The organism is Aurantimonas sp. A2-1-M11 (assembly GCF_036549475.1).
Taxonomy (GTDB): Bacteria; Pseudomonadota; Alphaproteobacteria; order Rhizobiales; family Rhizobiaceae; genus Aurantimonas.
In genome coordinates this window covers 1-14,330 of sequence record NZ_JAZHLI010000036.1, presented here as the reverse complement: position 1 = coordinate 14,330, position 14,330 = coordinate 1, and the positions used below count along the sequence as shown (strand labels likewise).

Below are 14,330 nucleotides of genomic sequence, written 5' to 3'. Positions count from 1 at the left end.
GTCGGGAGGACAGTGAATGATCGACGGGCCCGAAAAGGCAAGGGGCGGGACCTCCCGCCGAGGCTTCCTGAAGCGCGGCCTGGCCCTCGGCGGAGCGGCTGCGGCCGGGCTGGCCGGCGCCCGCAGCGCATTGGCCGCCGGCGGTGATCCGGCGATCACAGAGATCCAGGACTGGAACCGCTATCTCGGCGAAGGCGTCGTGGCGCAGCCCTATGGCACGCCGTCGGCCTTCGAATCCCATGTGGTGCGCCGCGACGTGTCGTGGCTGACCGCCGATGCGACGAGCTCAGTGAGTTTCACGCCGCTCCACGAGCTGGAAGGGATCATCACCCCGAACGGTCTGTGCTTCGAGCGCCACCATGCCGGGATCGCCGAAGTGCCGCCGGACGAGCACCGCCTGATGATCAACGGCCTCGTCGACCGGCCGCTGGTCTTCACGATGGAGGACCTCAAGCGCTTTCCCCGCGAGAACCGCGTCTACTTCCTCGAATGCGCCGCCAATAGCGGCATGGAATGGCGCGGCGCGCAGCTCAACGGCTGCCAGTTCACCCACGGCATGGTCCATTGCGTCATGTATACGGGCACGCCGCTGCGCCACCTGCTGGAGGAGGCCGGCGTGAAGACGTCCGGCAAATGGCTGCTTGCCGAGGGCGCGGACGCAGCCGCCATGACCCGCTCGATCCCGATGGACAAGGCGCTCGACGACTGCCTCGTCGCCTGGAAGATGAATGGCGAGGCGCTGCGGCCCGAGCAGGGCTATCCGGTGCGACTCGTCGTGCCCGGCTGGGAAGGCAACATGTGGGTCAAGTGGCTGCGCCGCCTGGAAGTCGGCGACCAGCCCTGGGAGCAGCGGGAGGAGACCTCCAAATACACCGACCTCCTGGCGAACGGGACGGCGCGCAAGTTCACCTGGGGCATGGAGGTGAAGTCGGTCATCACCAATCCGAGCCCACAGGCTCCGATCACCCATGGCCGGGGCCGCACCGTGCTGACCGGCCTCGCATGGTCGGGCAACGGTCGGATCAGCCGGGTCGACGTGTCCCTCGACGGCGGCCGCAACTGGCATGAGGCGCGGATCGACGGCCCGAGCCTGCCGATGGCGCTCCACCGCTTTTACTACGATTTCGACTGGGATGGTTCCGAACTGCTGCTGCAGTCCCGCGCCGTGGACGAGAAGGGCTTCGTCCAGCCGACGAAATCCGCGCTGCGGACCGCCCGCGGCGAGAACTCGATCTATCACAACAACGGTATCCAGACCTGGCACCTGAACGCCGAGGGAGGGCTCGAGAATGTCGAAGTGTCCTGAGGTGATCCTCGTCGCCGTGCTGCTGGCCGGCGTATCAATCGTTCCCGCCCTGGCGCAGGCAGGCGATGCGGCGGCCGGCGAGAAGGTCTTCAACCGCTGCCGCGCCTGCCACGATGTCGGCGAGGGCGCGAAGAACAAGATCGGGCCGCAGCTCAACGATATCTTCGGCCGCACGGCTGGCGGCCTCGACGGCTACAAATACTCCCCGGTCATGGCCACGGCCGGGCAGGAAGGGCTCGTCTGGGAGAGCGAGACGCTGGCGGCATATCTCGCCGACCCGCGCGGCATGCTCCCGGGCAACAGGATGGCGTTTCCCGGCCTGAAGAAGGAGGCCGAGGTCACCGATCTTCTCGCCTATCTGGCGACCTTCTCCCAGGACGGTGCCACCGACGCGGCGCTGCCCGCTGAGGACGCGGCCGCAGCTCCCGTCCAGCCCGAGACGGAACCTGTCCAAACGGCGGAAACCTCACCGCACGCTGGTGCAGCGCCTGCGGTGTTTGCCGAGCCGTCCGCCGGGCCCATGCGCCTAGGCCGCATCGCGACCGAGGCGGAAGTCGCGGCCTGGGACATCGACATCCGGCCCGACGGCAAGGGGCTTCCCGTCGGCCGCGGCACGGTTGCGGACGGGGAGCCGATCTTCACCGAACAATGCGCCTCCTGCCATGGCGATTTCGGCGAGGGGAGGGGCCGCTGGCCGGTGCTGGCCGGCGGGCAGGACACACTCACCCGCGAACGGCCCGAAAAGACCGTCGGCTCCTACTGGCCGCATCTGTCGACCGCCTACGACTACATCCGGCGTGCCATGCCCTTTGGCAATGCGCGCTCGCTGAACGACGACGAGGTCTATGCGCTGACGGCGTATGTCCTCTATCTCAACGACATCGTCAGCGACGAGGCGTTCGAACTGTCCAACGAGAACTTCACGTCGATCGAGATGCCGAATTCCGGTGCCTTCATCCCCGATGACCGGGAATTGGAAGCCCATTACAAGACCGATGCGGAGCCCTGCATGTCCGACTGCAAACCCGGGCCGGTGACAATCACCATGCGCGCGCAGGTGCTCGACGTGACGCCGGACAGTGGCGCCGAAGGCCCGGCGGGTGGTAACGTCGACTGACGCGGGCAGCTCGGTTGCGCACCGGGGGGCCGCGGGCCCTGAGAACCAGACTGAAAAAGGGGAGGCACGCCATGGCCACCGACACGCGATCGCGGTCTGCCCCTCGGCACACACGGCCGAGCGCCGTACTGGCCGGTCTGCTCCTTGCCTTCGCCGCCATGCTGGTGTCCGGTCACATGGTCACCGGCGCCGCGGCGCAGGCGGCCGAGGATGATGGCGGTTTCGTCACCCACAAGCTGGCGCTGCAGGTCTCCGACAATGACGAGGCGGCGATGCGTTCGGCCCTCGACATCGCCGCCAACGTCTCGCGCTTCTACACGGCGAAGGCCGAGGAGGTGGAGATCCGCATCGTCGTCTACGGTCCCGGCATCGAGATGCTGCGACCGGCGCGCACGCCGGTGATGGAGCGGCTGACCTCCTTCGAGCAGAGCATGCCGAATGTCGGCTTCGTCGCTTGCGGCAATACGCTGGACACGCTGGAGCAGGCCGAGGGCCAGCGTCCCGAGATCGTGCCCTTCGCCGAGGAGGTGGAAGCCGGCGTCGCCGAGCTGATCCGCCTCGACGAGACCGGCTATACCATCGTCAAGCCCTGATCCCGCCCAGCATCCGCCCAGCATCAGGGACCGTCCCTGTCGGTCTGTCAGACGGCGCCTGCGCGCTTGGTGTGAGGATCGCGGATTCAGAATCCACTGAGGCTCCGTTTACCGCAAAGCTGTTTCCGCGGGCCGACCTCCGCCGCATTCCTGTGGCGTGAACACATTGCGAACTGCGCATATGTTCTGGGTACTGAAACGCTACGGGACACACCGCGATGGATTTCGTTCCACTGATCGACCTCATCGGCGAGGACGCGACCGCGCTCGCCGGGGGCGCCGTCGTCGGCGGGCTGTTCGGCGTTTTCGCGCAGCGCAGTGCCCTGTGCACCCGCTCAGCCGTGCTCGATGTCACCCGCGGCCGCGACCTCTCGGCGCTGGCGGTCTGGGCGGGGGGCTTTGCCGCCGCGGTCCTCGGGATCCAGCTTCTCTTGAATTACGGCTATGTGGACGTGCGCGATACGCGCTTCTTCTCCACCGCCCAGAGCCTGTCGGGCGCGATCATCGGCGGCCTCGTCTTCGGGCTCGGCATGGTGCTGTCGCGCGGCTGCGTCTCCCGGATGATCGTCCTGGCCGCTTCCGGCAATCTGCGGGCGCTCCATACCGCGCTGGTCATCGCGGTCGTCGGTCTGGCGACCTATAGCGGCGTGCTCGTGCCGCTGCGCGATGCGGCCGGCGGGCTGTGGAGTACGGCTGCGATCGGCGGCAACGACCTGCTCGCCCAGGCCGGTTTCGGCCAGCAGGCCGGCATCGTCATCGGGGCGGCCCTCGCCGGCGCGGCGCTGGCAGTCGCCTTGATGTCGAAGGTCTCGGCCTGGCGCTTTCTCGGCGGCGTCGGCGTCGGCGCCAGCGTGGTCGCCGGCTGGTACTTCACCTACACCCTGTCGCTGCAGGTCTTCGAGCCGATCCAGGCCGAGAGCCTGTCCTATATCCGGCCACTCGCCACCACCGGCGGGCTCGTCGCCGACATGGGCGGTGTATTCGGCCTCGATCAGGGCGTGCTCGCCGGAACGCTGATCGGCGCCTTCCTGGCGGCGGTGCTGTCCGGCAATTTCCGCATTGCCACCTTCTCCGAGCCGGGCACGCCGCCGATCCTGCGCTACACGATCGGCGCCGCCCTGATGGGCTTCGGCGGCATTCTGGCCGTCGGCTGCACGATTGGCGCCGGCTTCACCGGCGGCGCGGTGCTGGCTGTCTCCTCGTTGGTCGGCCTGGCGTCGATGGTCGTCGGCGCCGCGGTGGCGGATCGGATCATCGACCGCGACCGTTCGGATGTTCCCGCGGGCCATGGCGAGGTCGCGACCGCACCGGCCGAATAGCCGCGACCTGTCGCACCGCGCTGTACATACGTGGAGGTGTATCTGCTGGATTGCCGGCTCGGGCGGGGCGCCCTGCGTCAGATGGGCGTGCCTGTCCGCTACCCTTTACCGGCTCGCCAGTCCGAGGCATTCCGCCACATGCTCGGCGATGGCCAGGCTGGCGGTCAGGCCGGGGCTCTCGATCCCGAACAGATTGACCACCCCATCGACGCCGTGGACGCGGGGCCCGTCGATGCGGAAATCGGCCGCCGGCTGTCCCGGTCCCGAGAGCTTGGGGCGGATCCCGCTATAGGCCGGGGTCAGCGAATCGTCGGGCAGGCCCGGCCAGTAGCGCCGGATTTCCTCGTAGAACCCCGCCGCACGGCCGGGATCGACGCCATAGTCGACGCCGTTGATCCATTCGACGTCGGGACCGAAGCGCATCTGGCCGCCCAGGTCGAAGGTGAGGTGGACGCCGAGGCCGCCATCTTCCGGCACCGGGTAGATCAGGCGCTGGAACGGCGTGCGCCCGGGGGCCGCGAAATAATTGCCCTTGGCATACATCGCGGCCGGCACGTGCGCGGATTGAAAGCCGTCGATCGCGCCGGCAAGACGCTGGGCGCCGAGACCTGCGGCGTTGACCAGGAGGTCGGTCGTGATCTCGGTTTCCTCGCCGGTTGCCCGGTCTCGCGTGGCGAGACGCACGGCGCCGTCCTCGATACGGCCGGAGACGATCGTGGTGTTGAACACCACCTGGCCGCCGGCAGTGTCCAAGTCGCCGAGATAGCTCTGCATCAGCGCGTGGCTGTCGATGATCCCGGTCGAGGGGGAGTGGAGGGCAGCGACGCAGGTGAGGGCGGGCTCCATTGCCATCGCCGCTTCGCCGGTCAGCAGCGCCAGATCGTCGACGCCGCAGCGCGCGGCCTTGCCGGCAATCTCGTCCAGCCGCGAGACCTGCGCCTCGGCGGTCGCGACGATGAGCTTGCCGGTGCGCGCATGCGGCACATGCCGCTCGGCGGCGTAGTCGTAGAGCATCCTGCGGCCCGCCACGCACAGATCCGCCTTCAGGCTGCCGACCGGGTAATAGATGCCGGCATGGATGACTTCGGAATTGCGCGAACTCGTCTCCGAGCCGAAATGATCGGCCGCCTCCAGCACCAGCACCTCGCGCCCGGCCAGAGCGAGCCGCCGCGCGATCGCCAGCCCGACGACACCGGCGCCGACGACGATGCAGTCCGTGTCACTCATGAACCGGTGTCCGCTTGTCGTGAGATCTGATGGGGCGAGGTTGCCGCAGGGTGTCGCAAGGACCGGCCGCGGCGGACTGGTGGGCGATGACAGACTCGAACTGCCGACATCCTCGGTGTAAACGAGGCGCTCTACCAACTGAGCTAATCGCCCCTCCCTGTGCCATAGGGGGTGCGGGCATTCGCCGTCAAGGCGACTTTCCCGCATGTTCCCGGTATTTTCCGGGGTTACGGTTGCAAACGGATTACCGGTCACCGTCTGTTCACGGGCGGAACCGGTGCGACAACCGCGCGGTCGTGGCGCGGGTTCGAATCCTGCTTGCGACTTTCACGAAGGCGAATCATCATCCTTCTCGAACCCAGGAGAAGGATTCCTGCACATGCCAGCACGCGTATTCGCGTCGCCCGACATCGACCTCTCTTATTTCGCCTACGACCCGGTGACCGGAAAGGTGAGGTACGCCATGTCCCGGGGCAGAGCGCAGGCTGGCGACGAGGTCGGTGTCGTAAACCAGCACGGTTATCGCCATTCGACCATCGAGGGTCAGTATGTCGCCGTTCACCGCCTTGCGTGGCGACTCCACTACGGTGAGTGGCAGATGCATCAGATCGACCACCGCGACAAGGAGAAGACGAATAACCGGATCGACAACCTTCGGAAAGCCGACGACTCCCAGAACCGGGTCAACACAGGGTCTCTGGGAAACCTCACCGGCTACAAGGGTGTCACTTTCGACGAGCGGGCCATCGCTCGTCCATACCGCGCCCTTATCCAGTGGCGTGGACGGCGCCGGTTTATCGGCTGCTTCGATACCGCGGAAGAAGCGGCGGCGGCCTACGATCGAGAAGCCACTCGCCTTCATCGAGACTTCGCCGATCTGAACGGTGTCGTGGTCGAAAAGCCAACGACCAAGAAGCGGAATGCCACGGGCCTGCAGGGCGTCTCGAAGGTGAAGTCCGGCAGCAAGACGGTCTGGAAGGCTATGATCTTCCACGGCGGCAAGCACGTGTATCTCGGCAAATACCGGTCGGAAGAGACAGCCGCGCGGGACTATGATCTGGTCGCCCTCGAACTGAAGGACGGAGCGAAGACGAACTTCTTCACCTCGCGCCTGTTCAAGTTGATGGGGGAAGCGGAGGAGATGCGGAAGCTGCTCATCAAGACCGATTACCGGGCGAAGCTGGCTGCCTGATTGCCGGCTTCAGCCTCGCGCCGGCTTCTGCCACCATGATCGGGCGACCATCCCTGGGCGAACGGAGGCCCCACATGAACGACGACGACAAATCCACGAAACCCGATTTCGTCCCCTATGACGCCGAGGCCGCGATCGCCTTGGTGAAGAAGGTCTTCCCCAGATCGACCGCGGAAAGCCTGCAACGGTCGACGATGGTGCCGATGAGGCAGGTCACTCGCTGGCTCAATGGCGACTCCCGAATTCCCCCGGGCCTGCTCGCAAAGCTCGAGAAACAGCTCGCCCTGAAGTCGGTATTCGATGACCGAGTCCGCACGGTTTACGCTGACATGAGAGAGGAATTCGGGTTCGTCAGGCAAGTCGCGAGGTCATGCATGCTCGAACTCGCGCACCACGACCACTTTGAGGATTTCGAAGACTTGTGACGAAATCTCGGGATAATCGTTAAGCGATCTTAACCTGTCGCTGCTATCCAGAACGCTTCCAGACGGAACTCGGGCGATGAGGCCCACCGTCGAACTCTGGAGTGCTTGCATGAGCAAGAAGCTGTCGCGCCTCGTCGGCGCTCGCCGCATTTACAGCGAAGGCCAGACGTTCTCTGGCGACGACGAAGATCTCGGCATTCAGTCGCTTGTCGAAGACGCACGGATCCCGACCCTCAAAGCGATTTTCCTCGCGAATCCCGAGCTTCCGCTGCCTGAGAGGATGGCGGACCGGCGGCGGCTTGTCGTCATCCGCGCCCCCGAAAATTGGGAGCGGGCGGCTCGGTGGGCTGCGCGGACGTATCTCAACGGCATGCCGCATGAAGTTCGTGGCCCGTCTCTGGACGTCGCCGGCCGCGAGATCGATGTCCCCGAGATCCTGAAGGCGCTCACGCACAGCGACGTTCTCTTGCAGCTAGCGCCGGGCGACGCGATGCCTAACGTGCTGGCGCGGATCGTCGCCGCCGAGATCGACGCCACCAGGGTCGGCGAAGGACACATGACGGAGGTCCTCCGTCAGCACTTTGGCACGCCAACGACGTGGTGGCCCGTGGGGTGGGACCCGCTGTCCTTCGATTGCGTCCATCTCGATTTGGCGATCGAACAAGCCAGTCTGCCCTCCGATTTCATCGAGATCCTGGCGATCTTCCGCGCCCAGGCCGTCGCCCCGGAGCCGGCGATCGCCGAGGCCGTGGACGACGACTGGAAGAAGGAGCCGGAGCCGACAGGGCCGACGGCACGTGTCCTTTCCTTCGGTTCGGTCGTCGCGAAAACCCAGGCCACAAAGGGCTTGTGGGCAGCTTGCGAGAAGATTGTGAATGCCGACTTGCCGCTCCGGACGGTCTACAACGATCCGACGGACGCGTTGGTGGCGGAGTGGCCGCATGCCGGCGATGTCATCCGCCGGCTCCTGGCGGGCATCAATGTCGGCGACATAATCAAGATCCGGCCCACGCTGCTTGTCGGGGCGCCGGGGACGGGGAAGACGTCGCTCCTGCAAGCAATCGCAGCGCTCCTCGACACTCCGCATTTCGTCTTCCCCTGCGCGTCGTCCGGCGACAACAGCTTCGGAGGAACGCCGGCGAGGTGGCATTCGTCGCAGCTCTCCACGCCTGGCGAAGCGATCCGACAGCATGGTGTCGCCAATCCGATCGTGATTCTCGACGAGTTGGAGAAGTCGGGCAGGCACCACGAGAACGGCAGCTTGGTCGACGCCCTCCTGCCCATGCTCGAAGCGCATACTGCCAGCGAGTACTACGAGACCGCTCTCGATGCGAAGATCGATCTCTCGCACGTGTCGTTCGTCGCGACGGCCAACACGCTGACGATCCCGGCGCCCCTGAGGGACCGGTTCGACGTCGTTCGGATGCCTGACCCGGGGCCGGAGCACATCGGGCCGCTCGCCCGGCGGATCGTCGACGACATCCGGCGCAAGCGCGGCCTGGTCCCAGGGATGATCCCGCCGGTCGCCCCGGATGAGGAAGACTTGATCCGCAATGCCTGGCGTGGCGGCTCTCTGCGGAAGCTGGCGCGCATCGTAGAGGCGCTGGTCGACAACCGCGACCGGCTTGAAAACAGAAACTGAAGGCGATGGAGGCCTGACTATGTTGATTGTGATCCCGAAGCATTTGCAGCAGAGGCTGCGTGAAATCGAGGAGAGGGAAGGCATCCCGCCAAACGATTTCGTTTGCTCCGCACTCGAAGTCTGGACCAACACCGATGCTGAGATGCGTAAAAGTATCACTCTCAATGTAATGCGATGGAAGCTTCAGAGCATTAGAAGGCAGTAGTATTTGGCGATGGAGGCCACAATGAGCAGGATTTTCTTTACCGCGGACCACCATTTCGGGCACGCCGGCATCATTGATCTGTGCGGCCGGCCGTTCAAGAGCGTTGGACGCATGGACAGCGAGATGGTGAAGCGGTGGAACGCCACGGTCGGCCCCAACGACACTGTCTGGCACTTGGGCGACTTCGCCTACAAGATGCCTGTTGACGACGCCGAGAAGATCTTCGGCCTCTTGAACGGCAAGAAGCACCTCGTCGTCGGCAATCACGACAAGTCGTCGGTTCGGTCGTGGGGCTGGGAATCGGTTCATGATCTCCATGAAATCGCCGTCGACGGGCGCCGGGTCGTCATGTGCCATTATCCCTTGTCCGAGTGGCCCGGCTACTACCGCGACGCGATCCATTTGTTTGGCCACGTCCACGGCAATCGCCTGGTCGCCGGCGCCGTGGATGTCGGCGTCGACAATTGGGACTTCCGGCCCGTGACCCTCGACGAGATCCTTGCCGTGAGGACGCCGACGCCCACGATCGGCAGGAAGCTGGAGAACTGGGAGAGGTCGTACATCGAGCGGGCCAAGGAAGAAGCCGAAGCCCGGGCCCTGGGCGACGTCATGCAGCAGCGCGTCGACCAGGCGGGCGGACGATGACCGCGAAGGACGCCGTCATCTGGTCTTGGATCCAGGGCGACCTGACCGACGCCGAGGCGATCGCCGCCGGGGCGACCCTCGAGGATCTCGAAGCCGCCAGGCAGGCGGTCGAGGACGGCACCTACCGTGTCGCGATCCGCGTCGACGACCTCAGCGACGACGAGATCGCAGCGATCTGCGGGACGGCCGGCAACGACAGGGGATGATCTCTATTACGCGTTAGTGTCGATTCCCCGAATTAACGCGTAATAGACCGCTCACCCATGGCCGCCGTTCGCGCCGCTCCCGCCGTAATCGCACCGCACAGATTCCCGGATCCTCGCGACCAGATGCTCCGCGATCTCCCGCCTGGCCTGATCGTAATCCTGCCATGAGACTGCCGGCCTCTTCACCGCAATGCGGGCCCGGAGATCGACGGGGATCTCCTCGATCGCCAGCGCGATGACGGTGCGCATGTGCGCGGATGTGATGCCTGCGTCGGACGGCAGGACGCCGAGTGGGCGGACGTAGCGCGAGCGTCTGGACAAAGAGAAGCCTCCGATTCTGGGTGAACCGGAGGCTAGGGGATGTTCGCGTTTTGATCTAGCTGGCCTGCACCTCTGCGATCGCATCCTTCAGAATCGTCGCCGCCATCTCTCGTCGGATCTCCGGGGCGTGCGGCGTCGGCATCCCGTGCATGATCATCAGCGCCGCCGCTAGATCGTCGGCGAGTTTGATCGCGACAGGCCTTAGGTTCTGCGCGTCGACGCCTTCGACGATGTTGCGGTGTGAAGATGCTGTGTTCATGGCGGTGTCCCTCCTCAGAGAGAATGCGGCGCTTCTTCCTGACGGACGATTTCTCCGAGCCGCTCGAGGCCGAACAGCCCGCCGCGGCCGATGGCGATCCAGAACGCCGCCTCGTTCCGGAAAAGCGCGAGCGTCAGGGCCAGATCGCGCTGGAAAACTCCGGGATATTTCTGGAATTCCAGGACGGTGTTCTCGATCTCCCGGACGTAATACGGGAGCCAGTGAGACCGCAGAGACTCCGCCCGGATGACGTCCCGGCGCCGGCCGACCAAGGGCGGGAGCGGGCGGCGGAGCAGGGCCCAGAGATCGCGGAGGACGAGGCGCAGGGTCGCAGCATAGCTGACGCCGGCGCGGACAAGGCGGCGGGTCTTCGCGTGGGCGCGGGTCATGAGGGTGCGGAGATTCACGACCGGTCCTCCCCATCATTGCCCGGCCAGTCGCCCGGCCGGTAGCCGACGAGATAGGCGCGGATCAGGCGGACGTGCCACGGCTGGACCTCGCGATGAGTGCTGGACCCCTCGCGCCCCTTCAGGCGCCGGATGTGCTGCGGGTTCTCGATGCCGAGGACGAAGGCGAGGTCGGCGTCGGAGAGACCCAGTTCGCGCTGGGCCTCCCGGAATTCCTCGGAGCTGAGGGCAGGCTGCTGGCGATCGGTCATGCGTTCCCCTTGATCGCGGCGACGAGATCATCGGCAGCCGACACACGCCGGCCGACCGTATTCTCACCGCAGTTCCGCATTCCCCACGTCGCCCCGTCGCTTCCGTCGTACGTCAGGTGCCAAAGCCAGCCGTCCAGCGACTGGACGATCCACGTGCGGTAGCCGGTGGCCCGGTTGCTGTTGTCCTCCCAGATGACCTCGCCATCGGGGACTGCGCCGGGATCCGGCATGTCGGGGGAGGCGGCAACGGTGGCGATGGCCTGCCGGCGGGTGTCGGCGATCCGGCGATCCTCGGCGGCATTGTTTTCGCCAGCCTCGAGTGCGGCGGCCTCGTCGGCGGAGGCGCGCTCGTAGTAGGCGTAGCAGGCGCGTTCGCCTTCACAGCCGGGGCCCCAGCCCATCGAGGCGTCGTCTTCGCCGAGGTAGAACTGCTTGCCATGACCGTTGATGCGGACGACGTCGCCGCCGTGGCGCATGACGGTGCCGATCGCCGGAGCGGAGCGGACCAGGACGCCCATGCGGCCGCGACCGGCAGCTGCGTCTTCGGCCTGGTTGCGAGCCCGAGCTTCGCGGCGCAGCCGGTCTTCCTCGGCCTCCCGCTGCCTCTTCTGCCGCCGGATCTCTGCCTGTTCCGCGAGGAGCCGGTCTGCCTCCGCCCGCTTCTCCGCCGCGACCTTTTCCGCCGCCTCCTTCTCTGCCGGGCCGATCGCCCGCAATGCCGAGAGGGCGAGTTCGATCTCGGCGGGCTTGCGGATGTCGAGGTCGTAGCCGCGGCGGGAGCGCTTCTCGAAAGGGAACGCCGCATCGACGGACGGGAGCGGCACCGCACTGGCAATGCTGACGTGGCAATTGTTGTAGCCGTAGACGGCGGTCACATCGAACAGCGAATAGGCAGCCTTGGATTCCGACATCCGGCTAGCGAACAGCTTCATGAACTCGTTCGTCGTGGGCTCCTTCTTCGGCGGCGAAAGCTCGTCGATCTGCTTCTGGTAGCGTTTCGAGACGGACCAGGCACGCTGCGTCGGATTCCACTTGGCACCGGGGATCGCCTTCACCCGGGCGAGGAGTTCGGCGCCGTACGGGAAGCCGACGTAGACGCGGTTCGGTTCGGATGGGACGGGGGACGTCGTGATGGTCATTGTCGGGTCTCCTTTCGGCGCGCCGCGATGGCGCTGACAGTCTGAATATGTAGCCAATGGCTACAATTATCAAGGCGCGTGTCGGGGACGCCGCGCTACGTGAAGACCGTCATAATGGCCTGGGAAGCGCTGCCGATCGACGCCAAGGACCGGATCGTGGAGGCGGCGGAAGAGGAGGGGTGATGAGGTCGTCGCCGGCCTTCCGCAGTCTTCGGGCGCAGGGTAAGAATACGGTCAGAAGCGATGGGAGATGATTCGAAGTGGACGACAAGGGTCATCTCGAAGTGGCGATCGCAGAGTATCGCTTGATCAAAGATCTTCTTCGCATGGCAAAGCTGACCCGAGCCTATGTGGATCTCGCGGTGCGCGATGCCGGCTTAGTCATCGGGCAAGACGACATGATCGCCATCTTGTCGGAAGACCAGCCACAAATAATCACCGTCATCGCAAAGCGACTGGGCGTGAAGCCACCTACCGCGTCGAACATGGTACACTTGCTTGAAGCCAAGGGCTTCGTGAAGCGTGTCGCATATTCCAGAGACCGTAGAAGAATGGGCGTCGTCCTGACATCCTCGGGCGCGGGCCTTCAACGATCCGTCGAAGAGATTCGGCTGCGTCTCGAACGGGAACTCCTGCGAAATTTGCGACCCGCAGAGATCGGAACGATCCATCAGAGCTTGGAACTCATAGACGGACAGCTGAAACAGCGGACGGGTAGATCAGGAGCCTGATCCCGCGGTGGGGTTACGAACCTTTAAGCTGTGCGGCGCCCGCCGGTTCTCGCCTCGCCATGATTGGCGATCACGTCTTCGATCATGAAACATCCCCAGTTCCTGCTCGACGCACTCTCGCAGATTGTCACCATAGCGCCCGATGACCGGAGCCACACGATGCCGCTCCGTACCGCCATCCGTCGGGTTATCGATTGCCGCCCGCCCGCAAGGCTCGTCGAAATCCATGTCGAGGGGGGAGTACTCGAGGAGGATGAGATCGAGCCCCTCTACGCTCTCATTTCCCTGCCCATCTGAACACCGGAGGACGTCCCGCAACCGTGTCGGAAAACGGCGGGGCGTATGCCGGACAGCAGGACGGGTGTGAACCGCCCGCTCATCGGTTCACATGAACGGGAGCCACGACCACTCCGCTGGCAAATTGACCTTCTCTCCGGGATAAACGCCCCAAAGATTGCTCTGAGCAAGGTAACCCGCGACGGAAGACTGTGTAATCTCGACGTGGCACCAATGCCCATCGCATTGGAAATCTCGAAGCAGCACACCCTTGGCCAGCTTCGCCCTGACCGTGCTATCCAAACTGCGCTGGGATGTCAGGCGCGCGGGACCGTCGATCCATGGCGCAATCTCGGCGGTTCGCCGCCCGGACAGGAGAGCTCCATGGATCCAGCCGCTTTCTCCGTCGCTCCCCCGGATGCGCCGCCAGTTGCCGAATTCCTGGAATATCTCGAGGGGAATGCCGGAGCGGACATATGTCCAGACGATCTCGTACGACACACTCGGGCCCCGGCGGACATTCGCCGTTTCGGCGTCGAGCGAAACGAAGCGGGGCAGCGGAAGTTCGGTTCTGGCCTCTGCGTCCTCAGATGCCCCCTGAAGGATGCCTGCAAGACAAAGGGCACGGACGAGACTTCGAACCGTTTGGCGCGGGAATGATTTTGGGGTGGCGGGATTCATCACGGTGCAGCCATACCGCCGGCGCCCCTAACGTCCTGCTAACTGGGCAAGATGGCTATCCGATGCCCGCAGGGGGTCAAAGGTTGCACTCTCCATAACCCAGCATTTCGGTACCTTTGGAGGCACTCGCACTCCCAGCATTGAACACGCGGACGACTATGAACCTCGTCGGGGGCGTGCCCAGGGGAATCGCATTTGGAAATTTTTGTAGTCTGATTGTTCACTTGCGTTTGCGGTTGCGATGGATTCTTCGCTTGGCCGGCGGATTTTCGCCCTTGGGAGGATGTCGTGGAAGAATTCGTCGCCTGCTGGGAAGGGCTTGATGATCCGCGCACCGGCAATGCCGAACTGCATGATTTCCACGAACTCCTGGTGATCGCGCTGTGCT

At 65.0% G+C, this 14,330-nt stretch carries 18 protein-coding genes and 1 tRNA gene; 11 read left to right on the top strand and 8 right to left on the bottom strand.

The features are described 5' to 3' along the window. Window positions 1–16 precede the first annotated feature (16 nt). The 4 genes from soxC to VQ042_RS15825 all read left to right on the top strand — a co-directional run bounded on the left by soxC (window position 17) and on the right by VQ042_RS15825 (window position 4,335). Window positions 17–1,306: a sulfite dehydrogenase gene (soxC, locus tag VQ042_RS15840; protein ID WP_331820990.1), complete on the top strand. Its 1,290-nt coding sequence runs from the start codon at window positions 17–19 to the stop codon at window positions 1,304–1,306. Next, complete coding sequence (locus VQ042_RS15835) at window positions 1,290–2,423, top strand: c-type cytochrome (RefSeq protein ID WP_331820988.1); 1,134 nt, start codon at window positions 1,290–1,292, stop codon at window positions 2,421–2,423. Before soxC ends, VQ042_RS15835 begins: the two co-directional genes overlap by 17 nt. Window positions 2,424–2,494: 71 nt before the next feature. Beyond that, window positions 2,495–3,016, top strand: coding sequence for a DsrE family protein (locus tag VQ042_RS15830; protein ID WP_331820986.1), 522 nt, complete (start codon window positions 2,495–2,497; stop codon window positions 3,014–3,016). 218 nt (window positions 3,017–3,234) lie between these two features. Further along, window positions 3,235–4,335 (top strand): YeeE/YedE family protein, encoded by a 1,101-nt coding sequence (locus VQ042_RS15825; protein ID WP_331820984.1) that lies wholly within the window; start codon window positions 3,235–3,237, stop codon window positions 4,333–4,335. Between the two features lie 105 nt (window positions 4,336–4,440). Here the strand turns inward: VQ042_RS15825 and VQ042_RS15820 are convergent, their stop codons facing one another. Both VQ042_RS15820 and VQ042_RS15815 read right to left on the bottom strand, forming a co-directional pair. Further along, on the bottom strand, window positions 4,441–5,562 hold the full coding sequence (locus VQ042_RS15820) for an NAD(P)/FAD-dependent oxidoreductase (protein ID WP_331820982.1): 1,122 nt from the start codon (window positions 5,560–5,562) through the stop codon (window positions 4,441–4,443). Window positions 5,563–5,639: 77 nt separating this feature from the next. Beyond that, window positions 5,640–5,715, bottom strand: a tRNA-Val gene (locus VQ042_RS15815). A gap of 52 nt (window positions 5,716–5,767) precedes the next feature. On the opposite strand from VQ042_RS15815, the gene VQ042_RS15810 reads away from it, so the two are divergent. The 5 genes from VQ042_RS15810 (at window position 5,768) to VQ042_RS15790 (ending at window position 9,877) form a co-directional block, all read left to right on the top strand. Then, window positions 5,768–6,754 carry an HNH endonuclease gene (locus VQ042_RS15810; RefSeq protein ID WP_331820980.1) on the top strand — a complete coding sequence of 329 codons (987 nt, stop codon included), beginning with the start codon at window positions 5,768–5,770 and terminating at the stop codon, window positions 6,752–6,754. Window positions 6,755–6,828: 74 nt separating this feature from the next. After that, entirely contained in the window at window positions 6,829–7,179 is a 351-nt protein-coding gene (locus VQ042_RS15805) for a hypothetical protein (RefSeq protein ID WP_331820978.1), read from the top strand. Window positions 7,180–7,288: 109 nt separating this feature from the next. Further along, a complete protein-coding gene (locus VQ042_RS15800) occupies window positions 7,289–8,821 on the top strand; it encodes an AAA family ATPase (RefSeq protein ID WP_331820976.1) in 1,533 nt (510 codons plus the stop codon). Window positions 8,822–9,047: 226 nt separating this feature from the next. Further along, window positions 9,048–9,671 (top strand): metallophosphoesterase family protein, encoded by a 624-nt coding sequence (locus VQ042_RS15795; protein WP_331820974.1) that lies wholly within the window; start codon window positions 9,048–9,050, stop codon window positions 9,669–9,671. Beyond that, window positions 9,668–9,877 carry a hypothetical protein gene (locus VQ042_RS15790; protein ID WP_331820972.1) on the top strand — a complete coding sequence of 70 codons (210 nt, stop codon included), beginning with the start codon at window positions 9,668–9,670 and terminating at the stop codon, window positions 9,875–9,877. Before VQ042_RS15795 ends, VQ042_RS15790 begins: the two co-directional genes overlap by 4 nt. 51 nt (window positions 9,878–9,928) lie before the next feature. Here the strand turns inward: VQ042_RS15790 and VQ042_RS15785 are convergent, their stop codons facing one another. Genes VQ042_RS15785 through VQ042_RS15765 form a run of 5 tightly spaced genes read right to left on the bottom strand, consistent with a single transcriptional unit; the run spans window position 9,929 to window position 12,254 of the window. Further along, window positions 9,929–10,198, bottom strand: coding sequence for a hypothetical protein (locus VQ042_RS15785; RefSeq protein WP_331820970.1), 270 nt, complete (start codon window positions 10,196–10,198; stop codon window positions 9,929–9,931). Between the two features lie 55 nt (window positions 10,199–10,253). After that, window positions 10,254–10,457, bottom strand: coding sequence for a hypothetical protein (locus VQ042_RS15780; protein ID WP_331820968.1), 204 nt, complete (start codon window positions 10,455–10,457; stop codon window positions 10,254–10,256). Between the two features lie 14 nt (window positions 10,458–10,471). Further along, window positions 10,472–10,864 (bottom strand): hypothetical protein, encoded by a 393-nt coding sequence (locus tag VQ042_RS15775; RefSeq protein WP_331820966.1) that lies wholly within the window; start codon window positions 10,862–10,864, stop codon window positions 10,472–10,474. Beyond that, window positions 10,861–11,115: a hypothetical protein gene (locus VQ042_RS15770; protein ID WP_331820964.1), complete on the bottom strand. Its 255-nt coding sequence runs from the start codon at window positions 11,113–11,115 to the stop codon at window positions 10,861–10,863. The genes VQ042_RS15775 and VQ042_RS15770 overlap by 4 nt, the downstream gene beginning before the upstream one ends. Then, a complete protein-coding gene (locus VQ042_RS15765) occupies window positions 11,112–12,254 on the bottom strand; it encodes a hypothetical protein (RefSeq protein WP_331820962.1) in 1,143 nt (380 codons plus the stop codon). The genes VQ042_RS15770 and VQ042_RS15765 overlap by 4 nt, the downstream gene beginning before the upstream one ends. Before the next feature lie 260 nt (window positions 12,255–12,514). On the opposite strand from VQ042_RS15765, the gene VQ042_RS15760 reads away from it, so the two are divergent. Then, the gene (locus VQ042_RS15760) at window positions 12,515–12,985 is read left to right on the top strand and encodes a MarR family winged helix-turn-helix transcriptional regulator (protein ID WP_331820960.1); all 471 of its coding nucleotides are present in this window, start codon (window positions 12,515–12,517) and stop codon (window positions 12,983–12,985) included. A gap of 84 nt (window positions 12,986–13,069) precedes the next feature. Beyond that, a complete protein-coding gene (locus tag VQ042_RS15755; protein ID WP_331820958.1) occupies window positions 13,070–13,282 on the top strand; it encodes a hypothetical protein in 213 nt (70 codons plus the stop codon). Between the two features lie 87 nt (window positions 13,283–13,369). Here VQ042_RS15755 and VQ042_RS15750 read toward each other — a convergent pair whose 3' ends face one another. Continuing rightward, a complete protein-coding gene (locus VQ042_RS15750; RefSeq protein WP_331820956.1) occupies window positions 13,370–13,942 on the bottom strand; it encodes an SH3 domain-containing protein in 573 nt (190 codons plus the stop codon). Between the last annotated feature and the right edge of the window lie 388 nt (window positions 13,943–14,330).